Genomic DNA, 26,491 nt, shown 5'->3' on the forward strand with positions numbered 1-26,491 from the left:
GTTTAAATTCTATACGACGATAGTAATGATGTACCTCTGCATCCTTTCTAACGGACGACCGCTATGCTGAAAAATCTGCACGTGATTACCGGTATTATCTTTGCCCTCACCATATTCTGTCTGTTGCAAGTTGTCACGGGAGGGTTGTTCTACTCTGCCGTCAGCAACGATCGCCACAACTTCCAGAACTCTGGCGTGCTCAATGCCCAGCAGGAAAGCCTGAGCGACAGCGTGAACACGCTGGTGAAAACGCGCGTCACCGTCACTCGCGTGGCGATCCGCTACCTGAAAAACCAGCGTGACCCGGCTTCCCTTGCGGCGATCAATAAACTGCTTGGCACGGCAAGCGACTCGCTGGCAAAAGCCGAAGCCTATAACAAAGAGTGGCAGAAGCTGCCGCAGGTTAAGGGCCAGGAGGCGGCATTGACCGACGAGATGCAGAAATCCTGGAATCAGATGCACGAAGTGATGCGTTTATCGATTGAGTATCTGCGCGCCGACAACTACCAGGCCTACGGCGATCTGGACGCACAGCAGGCGCAGGATGATATGGAAGCGGTCTATAACCGCTGGCGCGCCGAAAACAACACCCTGCTAAAAGCAGCCACCGAAGAGAACCAGAGCAGCTTCACGCAGATGCAGTGGACGCTGGCGGCGATTTTGCTGGCCGTTATCGCGGTACTGGTGGTTATCTGGCAGGGTTTACAACACCTGCTGTTAAAACCACTCCACTCCATTATGAACCATATTCGCGCCATTGCAGGGGGCGACCTGACTCAGGATATCGCAATCTCTGGTCGCAACGAGATGGGCCAGCTGGCCGCCGGCCTGCATGAGATGCAGCAGTCGCTGGTGACCACCGTCAGCGCCGTACGCGGAAGCACCGATTCCATCTACACCGGCGCAGGCGAAATTGCCGCAGGAAGCAACGATCTTTCCGCCCGCACCGAGCAGCAGGCGGCCTCGCTCGAAGAGACCGCCGCCAGTATGGAAGAGCTGACGGCGACGGTTAAGCAAAACTCCGATAACGCCCGTCAGGCTACGCTGCTGGCGAAGAACGCCTCTGAAACGGCCGCACGCGGCGGTCAGGTGGTGGATAACGTGGTTCGCACCATGACCGAAATTGCCGACAGTTCGCAGCAAATTGCGCATATTACCGGCGTGATTGACAGCATCGCGTTCCAGACGAACATCCTGGCGCTTAACGCGGCGGTAGAAGCCGCACGCGCCGGGGAGCAGGGTCGTGGCTTTGCGGTGGTCGCGGGCGAAGTGCGTACGCTGGCGAGCCGCAGCGCGCAGGCGGCGAAAGAGATCAAAGGGCTTATCGAGAATTCCGTCAGCCGGGTGAATACCGGCTCTGAGCAGGTTAGCGAGGCCGGCACCACTATGAAGGAGATTGTCGCCGCCGTGACCCGCGTGACCGATATTATGGGCGAGATTTCATCGGCCTCTGACGAGCAGAGCCGGGGTATTGAGCAGGTGAGCCTGGCCGTTTCGCAGATGGACAGCGTGACGCAGCAAAACGCCGCGCTGGTGCAGGAGTCCGCCACGGCGGCGGCGGCGCTGGAAGATCAGTCCGAACAGCTGCGCCAGGCCGTAGCCGCGTTTCGTCTGAACGGAAAAGAAAAAGCGGTAGCCCCACGCCCGGCCAATGTGAAAACGCCACAGCTGCTGCGCCCGGCAACGACAACCGCCTCTACCGACAGCAACTGGGAAACCTTCTGAATTACCGGCGGGCGAGAAATCGCCCGCTAGCGGCTGCGCTTGGCGTGCCGCTCCCAGTTCTCCTGTTTCGCTTCATCGGATTTGCGCAGCGAAACATAGCATGCCCCGCTGCCGCCGTGATGCGGCAGCGCCACGCAAAAGGCCTGCACTTCCTCGAACTCGGTTAACCAGCGCGCCAGATAGCTGCGCACCACGTTCGGATGTGAGTTCTGCTCGCGTCCTTTCCCGTGAATGATAATCAGGTTGCGTAACCCGTCGCGCCCGGCCTGGCGAATAAACGAAAACAGCATCTGGCGGCAGCGTTCCGCGGGCTGGCGTAAGAGGTTTAAGCTGGCCTGGCGGGCGTATTTACCCGAGCGCAGCTTATCGATAACGCCCTGCTGTATCCCTTCACGCCGGAACACCAGCGGCTCTTCGAGGGGTAGAACGTCAAGAAAGTCCAGCGTCAGGAAGTTATCCAGCTGTTCATTATCCACCTCTTCGCGCGCCCGGGTATTGCGGCTGGGCTGCCAGTGAATATCCGCGCAGCGCTTCAGGGGCTGAACATCTTCCATGGCGTCAAGAAAAAAGGATTTGTCGTCAGGGTTCATGGGCGTCCTCCGGCTACAGCTGAGGACGGTACTATACCTGCGCCTGAAGCAGGCCTCAATCATCGCTGTACGCCGTCGTGCGCCATAAATATTAACCCGATGAATATATATAGTATTTATAAAATGAACTTAAACATGACTTAACTAAAATTTCAGCAAAGATAAAATAAGTGATTTGTGTTAAATTTTCGTAAAATCAAATACTCAACCCCCTTCCCTTTTTCGGGAAAGGTGTTATACCTAAATAAACCTGCTTCATGGAAATAATACTCAGGATTGGCGAAAGGACGCACTGCTGTGTGTACTGGAGGATCTGTCTGATGTCGGGCAGATCCTGTTTTTTTATGTTCTCATTTTCACGCGACGACTATTTTTCTGGCTTCCCTTCTGAACTGCGTAATTAATGATTCAGCAAGAGGCGTCTGACGTGAATCACGGCGCTGAATTAAATAATATGCCGCTTTTGGAAGCGATTCGACCACCGGCAGCATGACCAGGCGGTGCGCCAGCAGCGGGTCGCAGCCCAGCTCCTGCGGCAGTATGCTTAAAAAATCGCTTTGTGCGACGAGGCTAATACAGGAGGAGAATGTTTCGCAGACAACGCCGATTCGCGGTATTTGCGAGCGATGATTAAATACCTCTTCCAGCTGCTTATAATAACTTCCCCGCGGCGTTGGCATTGTCCAGTTATAATGCAGCAGTTCATTAATCGAGGTTGCCCCCGTCGCCGGATGCCCTTCCCGGCAAAATACCGCAAACGGCTTTTCGAAGAGCTTTTCAAACGTAAACTCGTGGTCGTAAGGCCCTTGATAATAGGTGTTGATGGTGAAGTCCAGCTCACCCTGGCGTAATTCATTGATCATCGACACCAGCTGCCCTTCCATAATTCGCACCTTGACCTGCGGATGTTGCGCGTGAAAACGGGTGATCACGGCGGGCATCAGGCTGCGTGAAACGCTGGCCCCCATCCCGATATTGATCTGCCCGGCCAGCTCGCCCTGCCGCTGACGAATATCATCCTGCGCCGCGCGCAGCTCTTCCAGAATCAACCTTGCGCGCTGGTAAAAGCCCTCACCGCATTCGGTCAACGCGACGCCCTTACTCCTGCGCACGAAAAGCTGCGCCGCCATGCCCTCCTCCAGCTCTTTGATGGATTTGGTCAGCGCCGGCTGCGAAAGATTCAGCGTCCTGCTGGCACCGCGAATGCTGCCCTGACGCGCGACCTCAACAAACGCCCGGATTTGATGAAATTTAATCTGAAATGACATAGCCCGACCGATAACCGTTGTTTATCAGAGTAAAGAAACTGTCATCTACTTTAATGGAAAGGGATATGCGAGGGTAATTCCTGAACGGTTAAAACTGTGAAAAATCGGTTAGTGATAAGTAAAAACTATCACAGCGTGAAGCAGTTCACATATTTTAATGATGACGGGAAGAGATATGAACACACTGGCGCAGTACATCCAGACCTTAACGCCGCAGCTAAGCGCATGGCGTCGCGATTTTCACCATTTTGCGGAATCCGGCTGGGTAGAGTTTCGCACCGCGGCGAAGGTCGCGGAAATCCTGGACTCGCTGGGTTACGCGCTGGCGATGGGCCGCGACGTCGTGGATGCCGAAAGCCGGATGGGGTTGCCCGACGATGCCACCCTGGCGCGCGAGTTCGCCCGCGCCCGCGCGCAAGGCGCCCCCGAGAAATGGCTGGCGCCGTTTGAAGGCGGGTTTACCGGTATTGTGGCAACTCTGGATACCGGCCGCCCTGGCCCGACCCTGGCGTTTCGCGTGGACATGGATGCCCTTGATCTAAGCGAAGCGTGCGATGAAAGCCATCGCCCGTTCCGCGACGGGTTTGCCTCCTGCAATCCGGGAATGATGCATGCCTGCGCGCACGACGGCCACACCACGATCGGGCTGGGGCTGGCGCAGGTGCTTAAGCAGAATGAAGCGCAGCTCAGCGGGATCGTCAAGCTGATCTTCCAGCCTGCCGAAGAAGGTACCCGCGGCGCGCGCGCCATGGTTGCCGCCGGGGCGCTGGACGACGTGGACTATTTCACCGCCATCCATATTGGTACCGGCGTCCCTCCCGGGACGGTGATCTGCGGCAGCGATAACTTTATGGCCACCACCAAGTTCGACGTGAACTTTACCGGCGTGGCCGCACACGCGGGCGGTAAACCGGAGGACGGACGTAACGCCCTGCTCGCCGCCGCGCAGGCCGCCATCGCCCTGCACAGCATCGCCCCGCACAGCGAAGGCGCATCCCGGGTGAACGTCGGCGTGATGCAGGCAGGCAGCGGACGCAACGTGGTGCCCGCCAATGCCCTGATCAAGGTTGAAACGCGCGGCGAAACCGAAGCGATTAATCAGTATGTCTTTGAACGCGCGCAGACGGTCATTACCGGCGCAGCGGCGCTCTACGGCGTGAGCGCCGAGATGCGCCTGATGGGTGCCGCGACCTCCAGCGCGCCGACACCGGCGTGGGTGGATTATCTGCGCGAACAGGCGAGCCAGGTTTCCGGGGTTGTTCACGCCATCAATAAGGTGAAGGCGCCAGCAGGCTCCGAAGACGCCACGCTGATGATGGCCCGCGTGCAGCAGAACGGCGGCATGGCCTCCTATATGGTGTTTGGCACGGATTTGAGCGCCGGACATCACAACGAAAAATTCGACTTCGATGAGCAGGTCATGGCCATCGCCATCGAAACGCTGGCGCGGACTGCGCTCAATTTCCCGTGGACGCGAGGTGTGTAATGCAGAACAACTACGCTTTTATTGCCGATGCGATCGACACGCGATGTCGCACGTTAACCGACATTGCCGACGAGATCTGGGATCATCCTGAAACCCGCTTTGAAGAGTTCTGGTCCGCCGAACGGCTCGCCAGCGAGCTGGAGGCAGAAGGCTTTACCCTGACCCGTGAGGCAGGCGGCATTCCAAATGCCTTTATCGCCAGCTTCGGCAGCGGGAAACCGGTTATCGCCCTGCTGGGCGAATACGATGCGCTGGCAGGACTTAGCCAGCAGGCGCACTGTGCGACCGCGCAATCCGCCACGCCGGGGGCAAACGGCCACGGCTGTGGGCATAATCTCTTAGGCACCGCGGCACTTGCGGGGGCTGTGGCGGTGAAAAGCTGGCTGGAGCAGCACGGCGGCAGCGGGACGGTACGCTTTTACGGCTGTCCCGGCGAAGAAGGCGGCTCCGGGAAAACCTTTATGGTGCGCGAAGGCCTGTTTGACGACGTCGATGCCGCCGTCACCTGGCACCCGGAAGCCTTTGCCGGCATGTTTAACGTCAGCACGCTGGCGAATATTCAGGCCGCGTGGCGTTTTCACGGCGTGGCGGCACATGCGGCTAACTCTCCCCATCTGGGGCGCAGCGCGCTGGATGCCGTAACGCTGATGACCACCGGCACTAACTTCCTCAACGAACACATCATCGAGAAAGCGCGCGTCCATTACGCCATCACCGATACCGGCGGGATTTCGCCCAACGTGGTGCAGGCGCAGGCCGAGGTGCTGTACCTGATCCGCGCCCCGGAGATGGCCGATGCGCGGCAAATCTACGAACGTATCGAGAAAATCGCCCAGGGCGCGGCGATGATGACCGAAACTACCGTCGAGTGCCGCTTTGACAAAGCCTGCTCCAGCTACCTGCCGAACCGTACGCTTGAGGCGGCGATGTATCGCGCCCTGCAGCACTACGGCACGCCGGCCTGGACAGAGGAAGAACGCGACTTTGCGCGCGAGATCCGCGCCACGCTAACGCCAGACGATCTGCAAAACAGCCTCAAAAATATTGCCGCAACGGGTGGCGACGCGGGGAAAGCCTTTGCTCGTCGTCATCAGCAGACGCTGCTGGTGGATGAAGTCGCCCCCTATGCCATCACCGACAACGTGCTGGCGGGCTCCACGGACGTGGGTGACGTCAGCTGGAAAATGCCGGTCGCCCAGTGCTTCAGCCCCTGCTTTACCGTCGGCACGCCGCTGCACACCTGGCAGCTGGTGGCGCAGGGGCGTACCTCCATTGCCCACAAAGGGATGCTGCTGGCCGGGAAAGTGATGGGTGCGACCGCGCTCAATCTGCTGCAGGACGCAGCGCTGCTGAAAAAATGCCGTGAAGAGTTTGAACAACACATACAAGAAAAACCGTACGCGTGTCCGATCCCACAGGGCGTGACACCGTCACCTTTAAAATAAAAAAACACAACACAACAACACAACACTCCCGAGGAACGCCCATGAGTATGTCATCCATACCTTCGCATTCCCCATCCGGTAAGCTCTATGGCTGGGTTGAAAGGATCGGCAATAAAGTGCCGCACCCTTTCCTGCTTTTTATCTATCTGATTGTGATTTTGATGGTCGCCACCGCCGTACTCTCCGCCTTTGACGTGAGCGTGCGCAGTCCGGCCGACGGCAGCCTGGTGGCGGTGAAAAACCTGCTCAGCGTTGACGGGCTGCACTGGTTTTTACCCAACGTGATTAAGAACTTCAGCGGTTTCGCCCCGCTGGGCGCCATTCTGGCGCTGGTGCTGGGCGCAGGATTGGCGGAACGCGTGGGCTTGCTGCCCGCATTAATGGTGAAGATGGCTTCCCACGTCAGCGCGCGCTACGCCAGCTATATGGTGCTGTTTATCGCCTTCTTCAGCCATATATCCTCCGACGCCGCGCTGGTGATCATGCCGCCGATGGGGGCGCTGATCTTCCTCGCCGTCGGGCGTCACCCCGTGGCGGGCCTGCTGTCGGCGATTGCCGGCGTGGGCTGCGGATTCACCGCCAACCTGCTGATCGTTACTACCGACGTGCTGCTGTCCGGCATCAGCACGGAGGCGGCGAAAACCATCGATGCGGCCATGCACGTCAGCGTGATCGACAACTGGTACTTTATGGCCAGCTCGGTCATTGTTCTGACGATTGTCGGCGGGCTGATTACCGATAAAATCATCGAGCCGCGGCTGGGTAAATGGGAAGGCCGTAGCGATGAAAAGCTGGAAACCCTGAGCAAAGAGCAGCGCTTCGGCCTGCGCGTTGCCGGCGTCGTTTCGCTGGCCTTTATCGCGCTGGTGGCGCTGATGGTGGTGCCGGGAAACGGGATATTGCGCGATCCGGTAAAACATACCGTCCTGCCCTCGCCGTTTATTCAGGGCATCGTGCCGCTGATTATTCTCTTTTTCTTTGTCGTCTCGCTCGCCTACGGTATCGCCACCGGCAAAATCCGCCGCCAGGGCGATCTGCCGCAGCTGATGATCGAGCCGATGAAGGAGATGGCGGGCTTTATCGTGATGGTATTCCCGCTGGCGCAGTTTGTGGCGATGTTTAACTGGAGCAACATGGGCAAGTTTATGGCCGTTGGCCTGACCGACGCGCTGGAGGCCGCCGGGCTAAGCGGCGTACCGGCGTTTGTCGGCCTGGCGCTGCTGTCATCGCTGCTGTGCATGTTTATCGCCAGCGGCTCCGCCATCTGGTCGATTCTGGCGCCGATCTTCGTGCCGATGTTTATGATGCTGGGCTTCCACCCGGCTTTCGCGCAGATCTTGTTCCGCATCGCGGACTCCTCGGTCATTCCGCTGGCGCCGGTTTCGCCGTTTGTTCCGCTGTTCTTAGGCTTCCTGCAGCGCTATAAACCGGAAGCCAAACTGGGTACCTACTATTCGCTGGTTTTACCGTACCCGCTTATCTTTTTAGGGGTATGGCTGGTAATGTTGGTGACATGGTATCTTGTCGGCCTGCCGATTGGGCCGGGAATATACCCGAGGCTGAACTAAAGGAATGAGGATGCTGAGATTACTCGAAGATAAGATTGCGACGCCGCTTGGGCCGCTGTGGGTGATCGCCGACGAGCAGTTTTGCCTGCGCGCCGTTGAGTGGGAAGAGCACAGCGACCGCATGGAAGAATTGCTCGCTATTCACTACCGCTCCCAGGGGTATGAACGTATCCATGCCACCAACCCGGGCGGACTGAGCGACAAGCTGGCGGCGTACTTCGAGGGCGATCTCAGCATCATTGACACCCTGCCAACCGCTACGGCAGGCACGCCTTTTCAGCGCGAAGTGTGGCAGGCGCTGCGGGCCATTCCCTGCGGACAGGTCATGCATTATGGGCAGCTTGCAGAGCAGTTAGGTCGCGCAGGCGCCGCACGCGCAGTGGGTGCCGCGAACGGCTCTAACCCGGTCAGTATCGTAGTGCCCTGCCATCGCGTAATTGGCCGCAACGGCACCCTGACCGGCTATGCCGGTGGGGTGCAGCGAAAAGAGTGGTTACTGCGTCACGAAGGGTATCTCTTGCTCTAGATCCCAGGCTTTTAGTGCTTAATTTTCTTCCGGTTAGGCTAAAAATCCATAATCAAGCTGTGGAATTTCAAGAAGATGGCGACACGTTGCCGTCTCTTGTCCTTATTGAGGGTTTGTCAGGCTTACGTACTTACCAAAAAGATGTTAAAATTGACCAATATCAATTAAGGCTTGAGCAAACCTATGATCCCGGAAAAGCGAATTATACGACGCATTCAGTCTGGCGGTTGTGCTATCCATTGCCAGGATTGCAGCATCAGCCAGCTCTGTATCCCGTTTACCCTGAATGAGCATGAACTCGATCAGCTTGATAATATCATCGAGCGCAAAAAGCCTATTCAGAAAGGGCAGACGCTGTTTAAAGCGGGAGACGAACTGAAATCGCTCTATGCTATCCGCTCTGGCACCATCAAGAGCTATACCATCACCGAACAGGGCGACGAGCAGATCACCGGCTTCCATCTGGCGGGTGACCTGGTAGGCTTTGATGCCATCGGTACGGGCCACCACCCGAGCTTTGCTCAGGCACTCGAAACCTCTATGGTTTGCGAAATCCCGTTTGAAACCCTGGACGACCTGTCCGGCAAGATGCCTAACCTGCGTCAGCAGATGATGCGTCTGATGAGCGGTGAGATCAAAGGCGATCAGGACATGATTCTGCTGCTTTCTAAAAAGAATGCAGAAGAGCGCCTGGCTGCGTTTATCTACAACCTCTCCCGCCGCTTCGCCGAGCGTGGCTTCTCGCCGCGTGAGTTCCGTCTGACCATGACGCGTGGCGATATCGGTAACTACCTGGGCCTGACCGTGGAAACCATCAGCCGTCTGCTGGGTCGTTTCCAGAAAAGCGGAATGCTGGCCGTTAAGGGTAAATACATCACTATCGAAAACGGTGAAGCGCTGGCCGTTCTTGCCGGGCATGCCCGCAACGTGGCATAACGCCCCAACGGTGTCCTGTCAGACCGATAAATTTTCATGATTTATTGGTCTGGCATATATACACCTTCGTTATTCGACATTTTCACCGCAGCACGTCCCCGCACAGCACCCGAAAGGTTCTCGTTGAGGTTATGAATTGAGAGAAAGTTTGTTTTTCGTTTCAGTCGTGATTGCCTCAGTGACCTTTATCTTCATCTGGATCATGCTTGTTGGCCCAATGAAGGGGGAGGAAAAAACCTACGTTCAGGATTCCACGACCTTTGCGATAGCGGTGATGGTGCTGCTGTTTATTGCGTTTATCGCGGTCACCGCAACGGTGCTGTTCCTCTGATAATTTTTCATGAATTATTGATCTCGCAAAAACTCCCCTCTGTTTCATTCAGGATATATAGGTTACTCTTTTAATTACAGACTGTGGTGACAGTAGTAAGGAGACCTGTATGGCCAAGTATCAAAACATGCTGGTAGCTATCGATCCTAACCAGGACGATCAGCCGGCATTACGACGTGCTGTGTATTTGCATCAACGGATTGGTGGCAAAATCAAAGCGTTTTTGCCGATCTATGACTTCTCGTATGAGATGACCACCCTTCTGTCGCCTGACGAGCGCACCGCTATGCGTCAGGGCGTCATCAGCCAGCGTACCGCGTGGATCCGTGAACAGGCTAAATATTACCTGGAAGCGGGCGTACCCATTGATATCAAAGTGGTCTGGCACAACAGACCTTTCGAAGCCATCATCCAGGAAATCGTTGCCGGTGGGCACGACCTGCTGCTGAAGATGGCGCACCAGCACGACAAGCTGGAATCCGTGATCTTCACCCCGACCGACTGGCATCTGCTGCGTAAGTGCCCCTGCCCGGTCTGGATGGTGAAAGACCAGCCGTGGCCTGAAGGCGGGAAAGCCGTCGTGGCGGTTAATCTCGCCAGCGAAGAGGACTATCACAATTCGCTGAACGAAAAGCTGGTGAAGGAGACAATCCAGCTTGCTGACCAGGTCAATCACACCGAAGTGCATCTGGTTGGCGCCTACCCGGTCACCCCGATCAATATCGCCATTGAGCTGCCTGAATTTGACCCGAGCGTGTACAACGACGCGATCCGCGGTCAGCACCTGCTGGCCATGAAAGCGCTGCGTCAAAAATTCAGTATCGATGAGAAAATGACCCACGTAGAAAAAGGGCTGCCTGAAGAGGTGATCCCGGATTTAGCCGAACATCTGCAGGCCGGGATTGTGGTGCTGGGTACCATAGGCCGGACCGGCATTTCTGCCGCGTTCCTCGGCAATACCGCTGAACAGGTGATCGACCATCTGCGCTGCGACCTGCTGGTTATCAAGCCGGATGATTACCAGACGCCGGTTGAACTGGACGATCCGGAAGACGATTAACCTCTAACGCCCGGCGGCGCAGGCTTGCCGGGCCTACAAAACCGTAGGCCGGGTAAGCGTTAGCGCCACCCGGCAATAAAAAAACCGCCGGATCCGGCGGTTTTTTCGTTTCAACGCAACTTACAGCGCTTTCAGAATCGCATCCACGCTGGCTTTGGCATCGCCAAACAGCATGTGGGTGTTCTCCTTGAAGAACAGCGGGTTCTGTACCCCGGCATAGCCGGTATTCATGGAGCGTTTAAACACAATCACGTTCTGCGCCTTCCACACTTCCAGAACCGGCATCCCGGCGATTGGGCTACCCGGATCGTCCTGTGCAGCAGGGTTAACGGTATCGTTGGCGCCAATGACCAGGACCGTGTCGGTATCAGAGAAATCATCGTTGATTTCATCCATTTCGAGCACGATGTCGTACGGCACTTTCGCTTCCGCCAGCAGCACGTTCATGTGGCCAGGCAGACGCCCTGCCACCGGATGAATACCAAAGCGAACCTTGATCCCGCGCGCGCGCAGCTTCTCTGTGATCTCTGCGACCGGATACTGCGCCTGCGCTACCGCCATGCCGTAGCCCGGGGTGATAATGACCGTGTGCGAGTTTTTCAGCATGTCTGCGGTATCTTCCGCAGAAATTTCACGGTGCTCACCCACTTCTTCATCCGCGCTGGAAGAAGCCCCGTCGGTACCGAAGCCGCCGGCGATTACGCTGATGAACGAACGGTTCATCGCCTTACACATGATGTAAGACAGAATCGCACCCGAAGAACCCACCAGCGCACCGGTGACGATCAGCAGGTCGTTGCTCAGCATAAAGCCCGCCGCCGCTGCCGCCCAACCGGAGTAGGAGTTCAGCATTGAGACGACCACCGGCATATCCGCACCACCGATGGACGCCACCAGGTGCCAGCCAAACGCCAGCGCAATGATGGTCATTACCAGCAACGCCAGTACCTGCAGGCCCACGCTTTCGGTACGCACGAAGACTACCAGCAGCACAAACGAGACCACCAGCGCCGCCAGGTTCAGCTTGTGACGGTTTGGCAGCATCAGCGGTTTAGAGGAGATCTTCCCGCGCAGTTTGCCAAACGCAACAATGGAGCCGGTGAAGGTGACCGCACCGATGAAGATACCGAGGAACACTTCCGTCAGGTGAATGTTCACCAGAATCGGTTCCAGACCCGGCGTGTGGTACAGGTAGCTGTTGAAGCCCACCAGCACCGCGGCCAGACCCACGAAGCTGTGCAGAATGGCCACCAGCTCCGGCATCTCGGTCATTTCGACGCGTTTTGCCAGGCGAATACCAATCGCGCCACCGATGATCATCGCCACCAGGATCCACGCTACGTTGCCGGTGTCCGGCCCGAAGATGGTGGCAATCAGCGCAATCGCCATCCCGGCGATACCAAAGTTATTTCCCTGCTGAGACGTTTCGTGTTTGGAAAGCCCCGCCAGACTGAAAATAAACAGGATTGCAGCAACAATGTATGCGGCTGTCACTAATCCTCCAGACATATGCTACCCCTTAGCCTTTACGAAACATTTTCAGCATGCGCTGAGTCACGGTGAAACCACCGAAAATATTGATACTGGCGATCAGCACCGCGATAAAGCTCAGGAAGCTGATCCAGCCGCCGTGACCAATCTGCAGTAACGCCCCCACGACGATGATCCCGGAGATGGCGTTGGTTACCGACATCAGCGGCGTATGCAGCGCATGGGAGACGTTCCACACCACGTAGTAGCCTACGACGCAGGAGAGCGCGAAGACGGTAAAGTGGCCAAGGAACTCTTTCGGCGCGACGTCAGCCAGCCAGCCGAACAGAATAATCACCAGCGCCATGATCGCGTATTTGCGCCACGGGGAAGCCGGTTTGGCGGGTTCTTTAGGCTCTGGTGCCGCTTTTGGAGCAGCCTGAGGCTGGGCAGAAACCTGAATAGGTGGCGCAGGCCAGGTGATTTCACCTTCACGGACCACGGTGACGCCGCGCACCACTACATCGTCAAAATCAACGGTGATGTTGCCGTCTTTCTCTTTGCAAAGCAGCTTCAGCAGGTTGACGAGGTTAGTACCGTACAGCTGAGAAGACTGCGTAGGCAGGCGACCCGGCAGGTCGGTATAACCGATCACCTTCACGCCGTTAGCGGTCGTGGTCACCTGATTCGGCACGGTATATTCGCAGTTACCGCCGTTTTGCGCGGCCAGGTCGACGATCACGCTGCCCGGCTGCATGGAATCAACCATCTCACGGGTGATCAGCTTCGGCGCAGGTTTACCCGGAATCAGCGCGGTGGTGACAATAATGTCGACCTCTTTCGCCTGGGCGGCGAAGAGTGCCATTTCGGCTTTGATGAACGCTTCGGACATCACCTTCGCGTAACCGTCGCCGCTGCCGGCTTCTTCCTTAAAGTCCAGCTCAAGGAATTCGGCGCCCATACTCTGGACCTGTTCCTTCACTTCCGGACGGGTGTCAAAGGCGCGCACGATAGCACCCAGGCTATTTGCCGCACCGATGGCGGCCAGACCCGCCACGCCCGCACCAATCACCATCACTTTTGCCGGCGGAACTTTACCCGCAGCCGTGATTTGACCGGTAAAGAAGCGACCAAACTCGTGGGCAGCTTCCACAATGGCGCGATAGCCAGCAATGTTTGCCATGGAGCTTAAGGCATCCAGCGACTGCGCGCGCGAAATACGCGGCACGGAGTCCATCGCCATCACCGTCACGCCGCGGGCCGCCAGCTTTTCCATCAGCTCAGGATTTTGCGCAGGCCAGATAAAGCTCACCAGCGTTGTCCCCGGATTCAGCAGCGCAATCTCACTCTCTTCCGGTGCGTTTACCTTCAGAATAACCGGCGACTGCCAGACGTCAGCACCGTCCACCACTTCCGCGCCAGCCTGGATAAAGGCCTCGTCATCGAAACTCGCCAGCTTGCCCGCGCCGCTTTCAACCGCGACGGTAAAACCCAGTTTTAGCAGTTGCTCCACCGTTTTCGGTGTTGCCGCTACGCGGGTTTCATTGGCTAACCGTTCTTTTGGTACCCCAATACGCATAGTTTTCCCTTCCATCGGTTTTTGATGATGGTTTATCGATAAATGCCCGCGGTTTGTATCAATTTTCACCGTCGCGCGAGCGACGAGATATGATTAACCCCGGAAAATAAAACAGTAACAAACTGTCTATAACCTACTGAAAATAGCGCCCGCGATCTACCGCCAGAAAACACTATTTCTTACTTTATCTGTGAAAAATAAGCGATCGGCGTCACTGACAGTGATATTTACCTTAAATTCATCGCCGGAACCGATAAATCGCGCAAGCGAAGCGGTAAAAACATGATATAGCGCCATGAGAGAACAAGTTATTAACATTAAATTAACTTGTAAAAGTCATATGCTTTATCAGTTTTACTTGTCAAACGCCCGTTTTTTCAACATATCACTAAATGTTATCGAATTCGGTGATTGAGTGAGCACAGGCTGTGAAAAATGGCGCAGACAGCGACGGGTTTTAAATGCAATAATCGGGACCGTCTCAAATTAACAACAATACCAGTACATGGTTTGCGCAAGGCGAAGGATTATTTTTATGAAGCTTAAGAACACACTCCTGGCGTCCGCACTTCTTTCCGCGACCGCCCTGTCTGCGAATGCCGCAACAGAGTTAACGCCGGAGCAAGCGGCAGCGTTAAAACCTTTTGACCATACGGTCATTGTGGGTCGTTATAATTCTATTGGCGATGCCGTCGCCGCTGCATCAAAAGCCGCTGATAAAAACGGGGCGGCCTCGTTTTACGTTGTGGACCAGTCTGATTACGGCAACAGCGGTAACCAGCGCGTGACCATTGCGCTGTTCAAAGACAATGCGCCAAAAGCTGACGCACCGAAAAACCGCGTGATCAACGGCGTGGTTGAGCTGCCGAAAGATCAGGCGATTGAGCTGGAACCTTACGACACTGTCACCGTTCAGGGCTTCTATCGCAGCCAGCCTGAAGTGAACGATGCCATCACCAAAGCCGCGAAAGAGAAAGATGCATACGCTTTCTACATCGTGCGTCAGGTCGATGCTAACCAGGGTGGCAACCAGCGTATTACCGCGTTCATCTATAAAAAGGATGCGAAAAAACGTGTTCTGCAGAGCCCGGATGCCATTCCGGCTGATTCAGAAGCCGGTCGCGCAGCGATAGCGAAAGGCGGCGAAGAAGCGAAGAAAGTGGAAATTCCAGGCGTAGCAACTTCTGCTGCACCAAGCGCTGAAGTGGGCCGTTTCTTTGAAACGCAATCCACGAAAGGCGGCCGTTATTCCGTTACTCTGCCAGACGGCACCAAAATTGAAGAGCTGAACAAAGCCACTGCTGCGCAGATGGTGCCGTTCGACAGCATCAAGTTTACCGGCAACTACGGCAACATGACGGAAGTCTCCTATCAGGTCGCGAAGCGTGCGGCGAAGAAAGGGGCGAAGTATTACCACATCACCCGCCAGTGGCAGGAACGTGGTAACAACGTGACCATCAGCGCCGATCTGTACAAGTAACAAAATCGTTTACGAAAGGCGGCGCAATGCCGCCTTTTTTGTTACTTTTTTTGAATTTCTGTACCATGTCATTGCATGCTTTCGTTACACTCCGTAAAATCCCGCGCCTTAGTGTGATCCACCATTTTTATGCGCCTGTGCGAAATAATTATTCTGGATTTGGACCTTTCATAACAGGAAGCCAATGGAAAAGAAACTTGGCCTGAGTGCTCTGACTGCACTCGTTTTAAGCTCAATGCTGGGTGCGGGCGTATTCAGTTTGCCGCAGAACATGGCGGCCGTTGCAAGCCCTGCCGCGCTGCTCATTGGCTGGGGCATTACGGGGGTTGGGATATTGCTGCTGGCCTTCGCCATGCTGCTGCTCACCCGCATTCGCCCGGATCTGGACGGCGGCATATTTACCTATGCACGTGAAGGTTTTGGCGAGCTGATTGGCTTCTGTTCCGCGTGGGGGTACTGGCTGTGTGCCGTTATCGCCAACGTCTCCTATCTGGTGATCGTCTTCTCGGCGCTCAGCTTCTTTACCGATACGCCTGAGCTGCGCTTCTTTGGCGACGGGAATACCTGGCAGTCTATTGTGGGCGCCTCGGTATTACTGTGGTTCGTCCACTGGCTGGTGCTGCGCGGCGTGCAAACGGCCGCCAGCATTAACCTGGTGGCGACCCTCGCGAAGCTGGTTCCGCTTGGCCTGTTCATCGTTCTGGCCTTTATAGCGTTCCGTCTCGACGTGTTTACGCTCGATTTCAGCGGCATGGCGCTGGGCGTCCCTGTCTGGGAGCAGGTGAAAAACACGATGCTGATAACCCTGTGGGTGTTTATCGGCGTTGAAGGGGCCGTCGTGGTTTCTGCCCGGGCTCGAAATAAACGTGATGTCGGCCGCGCCACGCTGCTGGCCGTGCTTGCTGCGCTGGGCGTGTATCTGCTGGTGACGCTGCTGTCGCTGGGCGTGGTAGCGCGTCCTGAACTGGCTGAAATGCGTAACCCGTCAATGGCAGGGCTGATGGTGAAAATGCTCGGTCCCTGGGGCGATGTGGTGATTGCTGCGGGGCTGATCGTCTCCGTTTGCGGGGCTTACCTGAGCTGGACCATTATGGCGGCTGAAGTGCCGTTCCTGGCCTCAACGCACAAAGCGTTTCCGCGCCTGTTTGCCCGTCAAAACAAAAACAGTGCGCCGTCTGCCTCACTCTGGCTGACCAACATCAGCGTTCAGGTTTGTCTGGTGCTGATCTGGCTCACAGGTTCAGACTATAACACCCTGCTGACCATCGCCTCGGAAATGATTCTGGTACCCTATTTCTTAGTGGGTGCGTATTTGTTAAAAATTGCCACACGCCCGGCGCATTATGTCGTGGGTGTCGGAGCCTGTATTTACGGCCTGTGGTTGTTGTATGCTTCCGGTCCTATGCATCTGCTGCTGTCGGTGGTGTTGTATGCCCCGGGTCTGCTGGTGTTTATCTACGCCCGCCGCACGCATCAGCTGGAGAACGCGCTGAAACGCCGTGAAATGGCATTAATTGGAATGTTACTGGTTGCTGCCGTACCGGCAACCTGGATGTTAATGGGATAGCATCGCTTTTCCCATTGTTGAACTGCAAAGGAGAATACGATGGGAAATGCACAGCTTCGCCCAATACTGATCACCGGTGGAGGCCGTCGTATCGGCCTCGCCCTCGCCCATCATTTTCTCAACCTTCGTCATCCGGTTATTGTCAGCTACCGTACGGAATATCCGTCAATTGAAGGGTTGCGCAAAGCCGGGGCGGTTTGCATTCAGGCTGATTTTTCGACCGATGACGGCATTCTGGCCTTTGCGGAAAAGGTGAAATCCACCACGCCGGGGCTGCGCGCCGTGATCCATAACGCCAGCGCCTGGCGGGCCGAGAAACCCGGTACCTCACTCAGCGAAACGCTCTCCGCCATGCTGCAGATTCACGTTAATGCGCCTTATCTGCTTAACCACGCGCTGCAGGATCTGCTGCGCGGCCATGGGCATGCAGCGGGGGATATCATCCACTTCACCGATTATGTCGTGGAGCGCGGGAGCGACAAGCACATCGCCTATGCGGCCAGTAAAGCCGCGCTGGATAACATGACGCGCTCGTTTGCCCGCAAGCTCGCGCCGGAGGTGAAGGTGAACGCCATCGCCCCGGCGATGATTTTGTTTAACGAAAACGATGATGCGGAGTATCGCCAGCAGGCGCTGAATAAGTCGCTCATGAAAATTGCCCCGGGCGAGAAAGAGGTAATCGACCTCGTGGATTACCTGCTCACCAGCTGCTACGTCACCGGCAGAACGTTTGCCGTGGACGGAGGCCGACCGCTGCGCTAGTGAAAGCGGCTCCAGAAGAAAATTAACACCCAGGCGCTGAGTCCCCAGCAGACCACCGCCCCGCTCAGCGCCAGGGGAAGACGCAGAAAACCGGTGAAATACCACAGCGAAAGCAGATAAAGAAAATAAGGGATGATAGACCACATGCCAAACACGATGGTCGTGCGTAACGCTTCCGTACCGCGCTCAGACGCCACAATATAGTGGGCGATAAGCGCAAAGGTCGGGAAGAGTGGGATTAGCCCGGCAATATAGTAATTTTTCGTTTTTGCCAGAACGCCAATCAGTAACACCACCAGCGCACCCAGCGCGGCTTTGATCGCCAGCCCCATACTTTTTCCTATAACAATCAAATAACAATATGAGCCAGAATAACGTAACCGGCGTTAATTTTGAAAGATTAATGGAAGGTTAAGGTTCCGCGGTGTATGTTGGCTTTTTTCACGAAAACAGACGTTGTATGAATAAGATTGTTTATGTTGAAGACGAACCCGAAGTCGGGCAATTGATCGCGGCCTATCTAGGTAAACATGATATGGACGTCATTGTTGAACCTCGCGGCGATCGTGCCGAAGAGGTGGTCGTCCGTGAAAACCCGGATCTGGTTTTGCTGGATATCATGTTGCCTGGAAAAGACGGCATGACGCTCTGCCGCGACCTGCGCGCCCGCTGGGACGGTCCTATCGTGCTCCTCACTTCGCTGGACAGCGATATGAACCATATTCTGTCGCTGGAGATGGGTGCCAATGACTACATTCTTAAAACCACACCGCCTGCCGTCCTGCTTGCCCGCCTGCGCCTCCACTTACGCCAGCACGCCAGCATCGAGCGCGAAGCGCCCGCGCCGTCTCTGACGCCGCACAAAGCGATGTGTTTTGGGACGCTGTCGATTGACCCGATCAACCGTCAGGTTCTGCTTTCCGGCGAGCTTATCGCCCTCTCCACCGCAGACTTTGACCTGCTGTGGGAATTGGCAACGCATGCCGGGCAAATTATGGACCGTGACGCGCTGCTGAAGAACCTGCGTGGCGTAAGCTATGACGGAATGGACCGCAGCGTGGACGTTGCGATTTCGCGACTGCGCAAAAAACTGCAGGATAACGCCACCGAGCCCTACCGTATCAAAACCGTGCGTAACAAGGGCTATCTGTTCGCCCCGCACGCCTGGGAAACCTGATCGCGTCCCCCTTTAAGATAACCTGCGCGAAAAGAAGGTATTACGCGATAATGCCCTTCTTTCGCGCGTTTATTTTTACGTTTGCGCAACAATTAACTTGCTAAGCCCGCGAACTATTCCATAATTACCTTCTCGGCTCTCCTTTCTTCAGCTCGCCACGCTCTTGCGACCGTTTTACTCATTTTCGCCGTGAAGCTTTCACGACATCTCTCCCATAAATCTTGAAATGAGGATTTAAGCCCATGAAATATGTATAGCTACAGTCACGTAGAAGCCATCAAAACCAATCTTGAGTGGATTGTTAATCAGGCCGCGCTTAACCATCCTTCTCCCTCGCGCCCCGACCAAAAAGCGCTCTTTGATCTCCTTGAACTCATCCAGTCTTACGAAATTCTCCTGGATTTAATTAACGAATTCGGGACCGATGTGATTGATATGCACATTGCGGAAGGCCTAGCCGTAACTGAAAAACTCATCGCCAAGGTAAAAAACAGCGCGAAAGCCATGTAAGACGCTCCACAGACATGAAAAACGCGAAGGCTTTTCATGTATATTCTGCATATAGCGTTTTTTCGGTGAGATCCAATGAAAAAGCTGTTTGTGCAGTTTTATCTTTTGCTGTTTGTCTGCTTCCTGGTCATGACCATGCTGGTCGGGCTGGTGTATAAATTTACCGCTGAACGTGCGGGCAGGCAGTCTCTGGATGACCTGATGAAAAGCTCGCTGTATCTGATGCGCAGCGAGCTGAGAGAGATCCCCCCCCACGACTGGGCTAAAACCCTGAAAGAGCTGGATCTGAACCTGTCGTTCGATTTACGCATCGAGCCGTTGAAAGATTTCGTTCTGGATCCGCCCGCCATGCAGCGTCTGCGCGATGGGGACATCATCGCGCTGGATGAGAAATATACCTTTATCCAGCGTATTCCGCGCAGCCACTACGTGCTGGCCGTCGGGCCGGTGCCTTATCTCTATTATCTGCATCAGATGCGTCTGCTAGACATGGCGCTGATGGCTTTTATCGCCATTTCGCTCGCGTTTCCGGTCTTTATCTGGATGCGTCCGCACTGGCAGGACATGCTGAAACTCGAATCCGCCGCGCAGCGTTTTGGTGAGGGGCATTTTACCGAGCGTATTCACTTCGACAGCGGATCCAGCTTCGAACGTCTGGGCGTGGCCTTTAACCAGATGGCCGATAATATCAATGCCCTTATCGCCAGCAAGAAGCAACTCATTGACGGGATTGCGCACGAGCTGCGCACCCCGCTGGTTCGCCTGCGCTATCGTCTGGAGATGAGCGAGAATCTGACGGAAGCGGAGTCTCAGGCCCTTAACCGCGATATTGGTCAGCTTGAAGCGCTGATAGAGGAGCTGCTGACCTACGCGCGTCTCGACCGTCCGCAGAACGAACTTAACCTCAGCACGCCGGACCTGCCTGACTGGCTGCAAACCCACATTGATGATGTCCAGAGCGTGAACCCGCAGCGCACGCTGTTGACCCGCGTCACGCCGGGTGATTACGGCGCGCTCGATATGCGCCTGATGGAGCGGGTGCTGGATAATCTGATCAACAACGCCATGCGCTACAGCGAAAGTACTCTCCAGATTGGCCTGGATTTGCAGGGCAACCAGGCCAGCCTGACGGTTGAGGATGACGGACCGGGGATTGCCCCGGAAGCACGCGAAACCGTGTTCGAGCCGTTTGTCCGCCTCGACCCGAGCCGCGACCGCGCCACCGGAGGATGTGGCCTGGGGCTGGCGATTGTCTACTCTATCGCGCAGGCAATGGGCGGCACGGTGCATTGTGAAGAGAGCGAGCTTGGCGGCGCGCGCTTCTGCTTTAGCTGGCCGGTATACCATAACATCGCCCTTCCCGTTCCTGCCTGACCTAAACCGCACGCTGGCCTGACCCGGCGTGCTGTGCTATATGATAAGTATGTTGTAACTAATGAGAGTGTTTATGGCAACCTACGATCTCATCGAAAGGCTGAACAGCACCTTTCGCGAAATAGAGCACGAGCTACTTACCCTGACCGAACGTTTGCAGACCTGCCGCCTGCTGGCCGCGCGCGTCTTTACTCTGCCCGACGTGGCCAAAGGGGCCGAGCACGATCCGCTGGATACTATCGAGGTGAAACAGCATATCGGCAGCGCCGCACTAGAGCTTGCGATGAAACACTATCGCCATCTCTTTATCCAGCAGCAGTCAGAACAGCGCAGCAGCAAGGCGGCCGTGCGCCTGCCAGGCGTGATCTGTCTGCAAACCGATGCCGCAGCGCGCGAAGCGCTGGAAACCCAGATTGCCCATATCAACGCCCTGAAAGCGACGTTTGAAAAGATCGTCACCGAAGAGTCGGGCCTGCCCCCTGCCGCCCGGTTTGAGTGGGTTCACCGCCAGCTTCCGGGGCTGATTACCCTCAATGCCTACCGCACGCTGACGGTACTGCGTCACCCTGCCACGCTGCGCTTCGGCTGGGCGAACAAGCACATCATTAAAAACTTCACCCGGGATGAGGTTCTGGAGCAGCTTGAGAAAAGCCTGAAAGCACCGCGTACGGTTGCCCCCTGGTCTCGCGAGCAGTGGATTGAGCGTCTGGAGCAGGAGTATCACAGCATCGCCTCGCTACCGGCGGACACGCGCCTCAAGATCAAGCGTCCGGTGAAGGTTCAACCTATCGCCCGCGTCTGGTATTCCGGGCAGCAAAAGCAGGTGCAGTATGCCTGCCCAACGCCGCTGATTGCGCTTTATGATGCCGATAAGGGAGCCATCGTGCCGGATATTGGCGAGCTGTTGAATTACGATGCTGAAAATGTTCAGCACCGTTATAGACCTCAGGCGCAACCGCTACAGCTGATTATTCCGCGGCTGCACCTGTACGTGGCGGGATGATTATTTCAGACTGCCGACCATCGCTTCCGGGCGTACCCAGGCGTCAAATTCCGCCTCCGTCAGATAGCCCAGCGCCAGGGCCGAGGCTTTCAGCGTCAGCCCCTCTTTATGCGCTTTCTTGGCGATCTCGGCGGCCTTGTCATAGCCGATATGGGTATTGAGTGCGGTCACCAGCATTAATGATTCATTCAACAACTGGCTGATGCGCTCGCGGTTTGGTTCAATGCCCACCGCGCAGTGCTCGTTAAAGCTCTCCATCCCGTCCGCCAGCAGACGAATGGATTGCAGAACGTTGTGGATCACCATCGGGCGATAGACGTTCAGCTCGAAGTTACCGGATGCCCCGCCCATATTGACGGCCACGTCGTTGCCCATTACCTGACAGCAGAGCATGGTCATGGCTTCGCACTGGGTTGGGTTAACCTTACCCGGCATGATAGAGCTGCCCGGCTCGTTTTCCGGAATGCTAATTTCACCAATGCCGCAGCGCGGACCGGAGGCCAGCCAGCGCACGTCGTTGGCAATTTTCATCAGCGAGGCCGCCAGCCCCTTCAGGGCACCGTGGGAGTGAACCAGCGCATCGCAGGTTGCCAGGGCTTCGAACTTGTTGGGTGCGGTGACGAACGGCTGCCCGGTAATGGCTGCAAGCTCCTCAGCCACGCGCACCGCGTATTCGGGATGGGTATTTAACCCGGTACCGACCGCCGTACCGCCAAGCGCCAGCTCCGCCAGATGCGGCAGGCTGTACTCAATATGCTTCAGGTTATGTTCCAGCATTGCCACCCAGCCGGAAATCTCCTGACCGAGCGTCAGCGGCGTGGCATCCTGCAGGTGCGTACGGCCAATTTTAACGATGTCGCGGAAGGCCTGCGCCTTCTCGTTGAGCGTGGATTTGAGCACGTTGAGCTGGGGGATAAGCTGCTCGCGGATAGCGATCACCGCCGCCACGTGCATCGCCGTCGGGAAGACGTCGTTAGAGCTCTGGCTTTTGTTCACGTCATCGTTCGGATGAACCTTGCGCTCCATGCCGCGCACGCCGCCCAGCAGCTCGCTGGCCCGGTTTGCCAGCACTTCGTTCATGTTCATATTGCTTTGAGTGCCGGAACCGGTCTGCCAGATGGCGAGGGGGAATTCGTCGGGATGCTTGCCCGCCAGCACTTCGTCAGCAGCATTAATGATGGCGGTGGCCTTGTCTGCCGCCAGCAGGCCAAGATCCTGGTTTACTTTCGCGGCTGCACGTTTGGTGAGCGCCAGCGCCTGGATCAGCGAGACGGGCATTTTTTCGGTCGAAATACGGAAATGTTCCAGCGAACGCTGGGTTTGCGCGCCCCAAAGCTTGTCGCCCGGAACCTCGATTGCGCCCATAGAGTCTTTCTCATGGCGTACCGTTGTCATTACTTTCTCCTTGATAACACTGTCGGGATTGCTCACATGCTTAAGGGATAAGTATTGATGACTTCTGAGAAACGTTATGGCGCTTTGTGCGCTCTTTTTGGTGTCGGGTGGTGCTGACGCTTACCCGACCTACCGAACACGTAGGCCGGGTAAGGCGCAGCCGCCACCCGGCTGTTTAACTTACTTCACACAGGCCGAACACTGAGAGGACTGGATCTGTTTGAAGAAGTCGTTACCTTTGTCATCCACCAGGATAAACGCCGGGAAATCTTCCACTTCAATTTTCCAGATTGCTTCCATACCCAGTTCCGGGTATTCCACGCACTCAAGGCTCTTGATGCTGCCCTGCGCCAGGACCGCAGCCGGGCCGCCGATGCTGCCGAGGTAGAAGCCGCCGTGCTTGTGGCAGGCGTCCGTCACCTGCTGGCTACGGTTGCCTTTCGCCAGCATGATCATGCTGCCGCCGTTGGCCTGCAGCTGGTCAACGTACGAGTCCATACGGCCAGCCGTGGTGGGGCCTAACGAACCAGAGGCATAGCCTTCAGGCGTTTTCGCCGGGCCCGCGTAGTAGATCGGGTGATCTTTAATGTACTGCGGCAGCCCTTCGCCGTTGTCCAGACGCTCTTTCAGCTTCGCGTGCGCAATGTCGCGGCCCACGATAATCGTGCCGTTCAGGGAGAGGCGGGTCGAGACCGGATACTGCGAAAGCTGCGCCAGGATCTCTTTCATCGGACGGTTGAGGTCAACGCGAACCGCTTCACCCTCGCCCGCTTTACGAAGCTCTTCCGGGATGTATTTGCCCGGGTTGTTTTCCAGCTTTTCGATCCACACGCCTTCGCGGTTGATCTTCGCCTTGATGTTGCGATCCGCAGAGCAGGAGACGCCCATCCCAACCGGGCAGGATGCGCCGTGACGCGGCAAACGGATCACGCGCACGTCGTGGGCAAAGTATTTGCCGCCAAACTGCGCGCCGAGGCCCAGATTGCGCGCTTCTTCCAGCAGCTCCTGCTCAAGCTGAACGTCGCGGAACGCCTGGCCGTGCTCGTTACCTTCGGTTGGCAGACCGTCGTAGTATTTGGTTGAGGCCAGCTTCACGGTTTTCAGCGTGCTTTCCGCCGACGTACCGCCGATTACAAAGGCGATATGGTACGGCGGGCACGCCGCGGTGCCGAGCGTGCGCATTTTCTCAACCAGGTAGTTCTTCAGCTTGCCCGGGGTGAGCAGCGCTTTGGTTTCCTGGTAGAGATAGGTTTTGTTGGCTGAACCGCCGCCTTTGGCGATACAGAGGAATTTGTACTCGTCACCGTCCACGCTGTAGAGATCGATCTGCGCAGGCAGGTTGGTGCCGGTGTTGACCTCTTTATACATATCCAGCGCCGCGTTTTGCGAATAGCGCAGGTTGTCTTCGATGTAGGTGTTGTAAACGCCGTGCGCCAGCGCCGCTTCATCACCGCCGCCGGTCCAGACGCGCTGGCCTTTTTTACCGACGATGATCGCCGTGCCGGTATCCTGACAGGTCGGCAGAATGCCTTTTGCCGCGATATCGGAGTTTCGCAGGAACTGCAGAGCAACGTATTTATCGTTTTCGCTGGCCTGCGGGTCGCTCAGAATATCGGCAACCTGCTGCTGATGCGCAGGACGGAGCATAAACGAAGCGTCGTGGAAAGCGTGCTGCGCCAGCAGCGTCAGGGCCTGCGGATCCACCTTGAGGATCTCTTGTCCTTCAAACTCAGAAACGGAGACGTGATCGCGGGTTAACAGGTAATACTCGGTCCGATCCTTACTAAGCGGGAAAGGATCCTGATAATGGAAGGGTTTATTCGACATTGTTCTCTCACTTACTGCTTCGGTCTGTTTATTCAGGGCAGATGTTCCGCTGCCCGGCTTAAAAGCGAGTCAGCTTATCCTACACAATTTTTTAACAAAAACTGAGACTAGTACGACTTTTTACATCCACAGGTTACTTCCATGTGGTTTATTGCTTTAATACCCGGAGTGAATTCCTTAATTGAATCAGGGCTTGATAATGCAAAAACTCATTAACTCGGTGCAAAACTACGCCTGGGGAAGTAAAACTGCGTTAACGGATCTCTACGGTATCGCGAACCCGGACAATCTGCCGATGGCAGAGCTGTGGATGGGTGCGCACCCGAAGAGCAGCTCAAAAGTTGAAGACGCCAGCGGCCAGGTACGCAGCCTGCGCGATGCGATCGACGCCGATAAAACCGCGCTGCTGGGCGACAAGGTTGCTCAGCGCTTCGGCGAACTGCCGTTCCTGTTTAAAGTGCTGTGCGCCGACCAGCCGCTCTCCATCCAGGTTCACCCGAACAAGAAAGCCTCTGAAATTGGCTTTGCGAAAGAGAACGCGGCGGGTATTCCGTTAGACGCCGCCGAGCGTAACTACAAAGATCCTAACCATAAGCCGGAGCTTGTTTTTGCGCTGACCCCATTCCTGGCGATGAACGCGTTCCGCGAATTTTCAGAGATCGTTTCTCTGCTGCAGCCGGTTGCCGGCGCGAACAAGGCTATCGCCCACTTCCTCGAAAACGTCAATGCTGAAAGCCTGAGCCAGCTGTTTGCCAGCCTGCTTAACATGCAGGGTGAAGAGAAATCCCACGCGCTGGCGGTGCTGAAAGCGGCGCTGAACACGCAGCAAGGTGAGCCCTGGGATACCATCCGCCTGATTTCTGAGTTCTACCCGGACGACAGCGGCCTGTTCTCCCCTCTGCTGCTGAACGTGGTGAAGCTGAACCCGGGCGAAGCGATGTTCCTGTTCGCAGAAACCCCGCACGCCTACCTGCAGGGCGTGGCGCTGGAGGTGATGGCCAACTCCGATAACGTGCTGCGCGCGGGCCTGACGCCGAAATACATCGACATCCCTGAGCTGGTTGCCAACGTGAAGTTCGTGGCGAAACCTGCCGCAGAGCTGCTGACTCAGCCGGTCAAAAACGGCGCAGAGCTGGACTTCCCGATCCCGGTTGAGGATTTTGCCTTCTCACTGCATGACCTGAGCCAGACAGAAACGACCATCGCACAGGAGAGCGCGGCAATTCTGTTCTGCGTGGAGGGCGAAGCGACTCTGCATAAAGGTAGCGAGCGTCTGGTGCTCAAACCGGGCGAGTCGGCTTTTGTTGCAGCGAACGAGTCGCCGGTTAACGTGAGCGGCACCGGTCGTCTGGCGCGCGTTTTTAATAAGCTATAAGCACTTACTGAATTTTTTAACAACTCTTGCTAAGCTA

23 protein-coding genes are annotated in these 26,491 nt (G+C 56.2%); 16 read left to right on the plus strand and 7 right to left on the minus strand.

Going from position 1 to position 26,491, the window contains the following annotated elements; translation table 11 throughout:
- Positions 1-63 precede the first annotated feature (63 nt).
- Positions 64-1,725: a methyl-accepting chemotaxis citrate transducer gene (gene tcp, locus ABR39_RS22120; protein ID WP_047348749.1), complete on the plus strand. Its 1,662-nt coding sequence runs from the start codon at positions 64-66 to the stop codon at positions 1,723-1,725.
- A gap of 26 nt (positions 1,726-1,751) precedes the next feature.
- Here tcp and smrA read toward each other — a convergent pair whose 3' ends face one another.
- Together smrA and ABR39_RS22130 are read right to left on the minus strand one after the other, a co-directional pair.
- Complete coding sequence (gene smrA, locus ABR39_RS22125) at positions 1,752-2,315, minus strand: DNA endonuclease SmrA (RefSeq protein WP_047348750.1); 564 nt, start codon at positions 2,313-2,315, stop codon at positions 1,752-1,754.
- Between the two features lie 356 nt (positions 2,316-2,671).
- Positions 2,672-3,583 carry a LysR family transcriptional regulator gene (locus ABR39_RS22130; protein WP_047348751.1) on the minus strand — a complete coding sequence of 304 codons (912 nt, stop codon included), beginning with the start codon at positions 3,581-3,583 and terminating at the stop codon, positions 2,672-2,674.
- A 175-nt stretch (positions 3,584-3,758) separates the two neighbouring features.
- Here ABR39_RS22130 and ABR39_RS22135 point away from each other — a divergent pair, with 175 nt between their 5' ends.
- The 7 genes from ABR39_RS22135 (at position 3,759) to uspE (ending at position 10,935) form a co-directional block, all read left to right on the plus strand.
- A complete protein-coding gene (locus ABR39_RS22135; RefSeq protein WP_047348752.1) occupies positions 3,759-5,069 on the plus strand; it encodes a M20 family metallo-hydrolase in 1,311 nt (436 codons plus the stop codon).
- Positions 5,069-6,514, plus strand: coding sequence for a M20 family metallopeptidase (locus ABR39_RS22140; RefSeq protein WP_047348753.1), 1,446 nt, complete (start codon positions 5,069-5,071; stop codon positions 6,512-6,514). The genes ABR39_RS22135 and ABR39_RS22140 overlap by 1 nt, the downstream gene beginning before the upstream one ends.
- 41 nt (positions 6,515-6,555) lie before the next feature.
- Complete coding sequence (gene abgT, locus ABR39_RS22145) at positions 6,556-8,082, plus strand: p-aminobenzoyl-glutamate transporter (RefSeq protein WP_047348754.1); 1,527 nt, start codon at positions 6,556-6,558, stop codon at positions 8,080-8,082.
- Between the two features lie 10 nt (positions 8,083-8,092).
- Positions 8,093-8,608, plus strand: coding sequence for a methylated-DNA--[protein]-cysteine S-methyltransferase (gene ogt, locus ABR39_RS22150; RefSeq protein ID WP_047348755.1), 516 nt, complete (start codon positions 8,093-8,095; stop codon positions 8,606-8,608).
- 183 nt (positions 8,609-8,791) lie between these two features.
- Positions 8,792-9,544, plus strand: a complete 753-nt coding sequence (gene fnr / locus ABR39_RS22155; RefSeq protein ID WP_006174991.1) for a fumarate/nitrate reduction transcriptional regulator Fnr — start codon at positions 8,792-8,794, stop codon at positions 9,542-9,544.
- A gap of 148 nt (positions 9,545-9,692) precedes the next feature.
- A complete protein-coding gene (locus ABR39_RS22160; RefSeq protein WP_235836410.1) occupies positions 9,693-9,875 on the plus strand; it encodes a hypothetical protein in 183 nt (60 codons plus the stop codon).
- A gap of 109 nt (positions 9,876-9,984) precedes the next feature.
- The gene (gene uspE, locus ABR39_RS22165) at positions 9,985-10,935 is read left to right on the plus strand and encodes a universal stress protein UspE (protein ID WP_047348757.1); all 951 of its coding nucleotides are present in this window, start codon (positions 9,985-9,987) and stop codon (positions 10,933-10,935) included.
- Positions 10,936-11,055: 120 nt separating this feature from the next.
- Here uspE and pntB read toward each other — a convergent pair whose 3' ends face one another.
- Entirely contained in the window at positions 11,056-12,444 is a 1,389-nt protein-coding gene (pntB, locus tag ABR39_RS22170) for a Re/Si-specific NAD(P)(+) transhydrogenase subunit beta (RefSeq protein ID WP_047348758.1), read from the minus strand.
- Between the two features lie 10 nt (positions 12,445-12,454).
- Positions 12,455-13,984: a Re/Si-specific NAD(P)(+) transhydrogenase subunit alpha gene (gene pntA / locus ABR39_RS22175; protein WP_047348759.1), complete on the minus strand. Its 1,530-nt coding sequence runs from the start codon at positions 13,982-13,984 to the stop codon at positions 12,455-12,457.
- Between the two features lie 535 nt (positions 13,985-14,519).
- Between pntA and ydgH the strand changes: the two genes are divergently transcribed.
- From ydgH to folM, 3 genes are all read left to right on the plus strand, one after another.
- Positions 14,520-15,464 (plus strand): DUF1471 family protein YdgH, encoded by a 945-nt coding sequence (gene ydgH / locus ABR39_RS22180; RefSeq protein ID WP_047348760.1) that lies wholly within the window; start codon positions 14,520-14,522, stop codon positions 15,462-15,464.
- A 184-nt stretch (positions 15,465-15,648) separates the two neighbouring features.
- Positions 15,649-17,031: an amino acid permease gene (locus tag ABR39_RS22185; RefSeq protein ID WP_047348761.1), complete on the plus strand. Its 1,383-nt coding sequence runs from the start codon at positions 15,649-15,651 to the stop codon at positions 17,029-17,031.
- 39 nt (positions 17,032-17,070) lie between these two features.
- Positions 17,071-17,793 (plus strand): dihydromonapterin reductase, encoded by a 723-nt coding sequence (gene folM, locus ABR39_RS22190; RefSeq protein ID WP_047348762.1) that lies wholly within the window; start codon positions 17,071-17,073, stop codon positions 17,791-17,793.
- Here folM and ABR39_RS22195 read toward each other — a convergent pair.
- Positions 17,790-18,125, minus strand: coding sequence for a GlpM family protein (locus tag ABR39_RS22195; RefSeq protein ID WP_047348763.1), 336 nt, complete (start codon positions 18,123-18,125; stop codon positions 17,790-17,792). The genes folM and ABR39_RS22195 overlap by 4 nt on opposite strands.
- 128 nt (positions 18,126-18,253) lie before the next feature.
- Between ABR39_RS22195 and rstA the strand changes: the two genes are divergently transcribed.
- The 4 genes from rstA to tus all read left to right on the plus strand — a co-directional run bounded on the left by rstA (position 18,254) and on the right by tus (position 21,857).
- A complete protein-coding gene (gene rstA / locus ABR39_RS22200) occupies positions 18,254-18,970 on the plus strand; it encodes a two-component system response regulator RstA (protein WP_047348764.1) in 717 nt (238 codons plus the stop codon).
- A 249-nt stretch (positions 18,971-19,219) separates the two neighbouring features.
- Positions 19,220-19,480: a hypothetical protein gene (locus tag ABR39_RS22205; protein ID WP_047348765.1), complete on the plus strand. Its 261-nt coding sequence runs from the start codon at positions 19,220-19,222 to the stop codon at positions 19,478-19,480.
- A gap of 75 nt (positions 19,481-19,555) precedes the next feature.
- Complete coding sequence (gene rstB, locus ABR39_RS22210; RefSeq protein WP_047348766.1) at positions 19,556-20,854, plus strand: two-component system sensor histidine kinase RstB; 1,299 nt, start codon at positions 19,556-19,558, stop codon at positions 20,852-20,854.
- A 73-nt stretch (positions 20,855-20,927) separates the two neighbouring features.
- Positions 20,928-21,857 carry a DNA replication terminus site-binding protein gene (gene tus / locus ABR39_RS22215; RefSeq protein WP_047348767.1) on the plus strand — a complete coding sequence of 310 codons (930 nt, stop codon included), beginning with the start codon at positions 20,928-20,930 and terminating at the stop codon, positions 21,855-21,857.
- Here the strand turns inward: tus and fumC are convergent, their stop codons facing one another.
- Positions 21,858-23,252: a class II fumarate hydratase gene (fumC, locus tag ABR39_RS22220; protein WP_047348768.1), complete on the minus strand. Its 1,395-nt coding sequence runs from the start codon at positions 23,250-23,252 to the stop codon at positions 21,858-21,860.
- Between the two features lie 180 nt (positions 23,253-23,432).
- Positions 23,433-25,079 carry a class I fumarate hydratase FumA gene (gene fumA, locus ABR39_RS22225; protein ID WP_047348769.1) on the minus strand — a complete coding sequence of 549 codons (1,647 nt, stop codon included), beginning with the start codon at positions 25,077-25,079 and terminating at the stop codon, positions 23,433-23,435.
- 199 nt (positions 25,080-25,278) lie between these two features.
- Between fumA and manA the strand changes: the two genes are divergently transcribed.
- Entirely contained in the window at positions 25,279-26,454 is a 1,176-nt protein-coding gene (gene manA / locus ABR39_RS22230) for a mannose-6-phosphate isomerase (protein WP_047348770.1), read from the plus strand.
- The last annotated feature ends 37 nt before the right edge of the window (positions 26,455-26,491 follow it).

The organism is Enterobacter genomosp. O (assembly GCF_001022965.1).
Taxonomy (GTDB): domain Bacteria; phylum Pseudomonadota; class Gammaproteobacteria; order Enterobacterales; family Enterobacteriaceae; genus Enterobacter; species Enterobacter cloacae_L.

What these genes read in the sequence shown, in the direction of transcription:
- ydgH (WP_047348760.1), top strand. Translation starts at nt 14,520, where the DNA reads ATGAAGCTTAAGAACACACTCCTGGCGTCCGCACTTCTTTCCGCGACC.
- rstA (WP_047348764.1), top strand. Translation starts at nt 18,254, where the DNA reads ATGAATAAGATTGTTTATGTTGAAGACGAACCCGAAGTCGGGCAATTG.
- ogt (WP_047348755.1), top strand. Translation starts at nt 8,093, where the DNA reads ATGCTGAGATTACTCGAAGATAAGATTGCGACGCCGCTTGGGCCGCTG.
- ABR39_RS22130 (WP_047348751.1), bottom strand. Translation starts at nt 3,583, where the DNA reads ATGTCATTTCAGATTAAATTTCATCAAATCCGGGCGTTTGTTGAGGTC.
- manA (WP_047348770.1), top strand. Translation starts at nt 25,279, where the DNA reads ATGCAAAAACTCATTAACTCGGTGCAAAACTACGCCTGGGGAAGTAAA.
- fnr (WP_006174991.1), top strand. Translation starts at nt 8,792, where the DNA reads ATGATCCCGGAAAAGCGAATTATACGACGCATTCAGTCTGGCGGTTGT.
- ABR39_RS22185 (WP_047348761.1), top strand. Translation starts at nt 15,649, where the DNA reads ATGGAAAAGAAACTTGGCCTGAGTGCTCTGACTGCACTCGTTTTAAGC.
- rstB (WP_047348766.1), top strand. Translation starts at nt 19,556, where the DNA reads ATGAAAAAGCTGTTTGTGCAGTTTTATCTTTTGCTGTTTGTCTGCTTC.
- folM (WP_047348762.1), top strand. Translation starts at nt 17,071, where the DNA reads ATGGGAAATGCACAGCTTCGCCCAATACTGATCACCGGTGGAGGCCGT.
- ABR39_RS22195 (WP_047348763.1), bottom strand. Translation starts at nt 18,125, where the DNA reads ATGGGGCTGGCGATCAAAGCCGCGCTGGGTGCGCTGGTGGTGTTACTG.
- abgT (WP_047348754.1), top strand. Translation starts at nt 6,556, where the DNA reads ATGAGTATGTCATCCATACCTTCGCATTCCCCATCCGGTAAGCTCTAT.
- ABR39_RS22135 (WP_047348752.1), top strand. Translation starts at nt 3,759, where the DNA reads ATGAACACACTGGCGCAGTACATCCAGACCTTAACGCCGCAGCTAAGC.
- fumC (WP_047348768.1), bottom strand. Translation starts at nt 23,252, where the DNA reads ATGACAACGGTACGCCATGAGAAAGACTCTATGGGCGCAATCGAGGTT.
- ABR39_RS22205 (WP_047348765.1), top strand. Translation starts at nt 19,220, where the DNA reads ATGTATAGCTACAGTCACGTAGAAGCCATCAAAACCAATCTTGAGTGG.
- tus (WP_047348767.1), top strand. Translation starts at nt 20,928, where the DNA reads ATGGCAACCTACGATCTCATCGAAAGGCTGAACAGCACCTTTCGCGAA.
- pntA (WP_047348759.1), bottom strand. Translation starts at nt 13,984, where the DNA reads ATGCGTATTGGGGTACCAAAAGAACGGTTAGCCAATGAAACCCGCGTA.
- ABR39_RS22140 (WP_047348753.1), top strand. Translation starts at nt 5,069, where the DNA reads ATGCAGAACAACTACGCTTTTATTGCCGATGCGATCGACACGCGATGT.
- smrA (WP_047348750.1), bottom strand. Translation starts at nt 2,315, where the DNA reads ATGAACCCTGACGACAAATCCTTTTTTCTTGACGCCATGGAAGATGTT.
- uspE (WP_047348757.1), top strand. Translation starts at nt 9,985, where the DNA reads ATGGCCAAGTATCAAAACATGCTGGTAGCTATCGATCCTAACCAGGAC.
- fumA (WP_047348769.1), bottom strand. Translation starts at nt 25,079, where the DNA reads ATGTCGAATAAACCCTTCCATTATCAGGATCCTTTCCCGCTTAGTAAG.
- tcp (WP_047348749.1), top strand. Translation starts at nt 64, where the DNA reads ATGCTGAAAAATCTGCACGTGATTACCGGTATTATCTTTGCCCTCACC.
- pntB (WP_047348758.1), bottom strand. Translation starts at nt 12,444, where the DNA reads ATGTCTGGAGGATTAGTGACAGCCGCATACATTGTTGCTGCAATCCTG.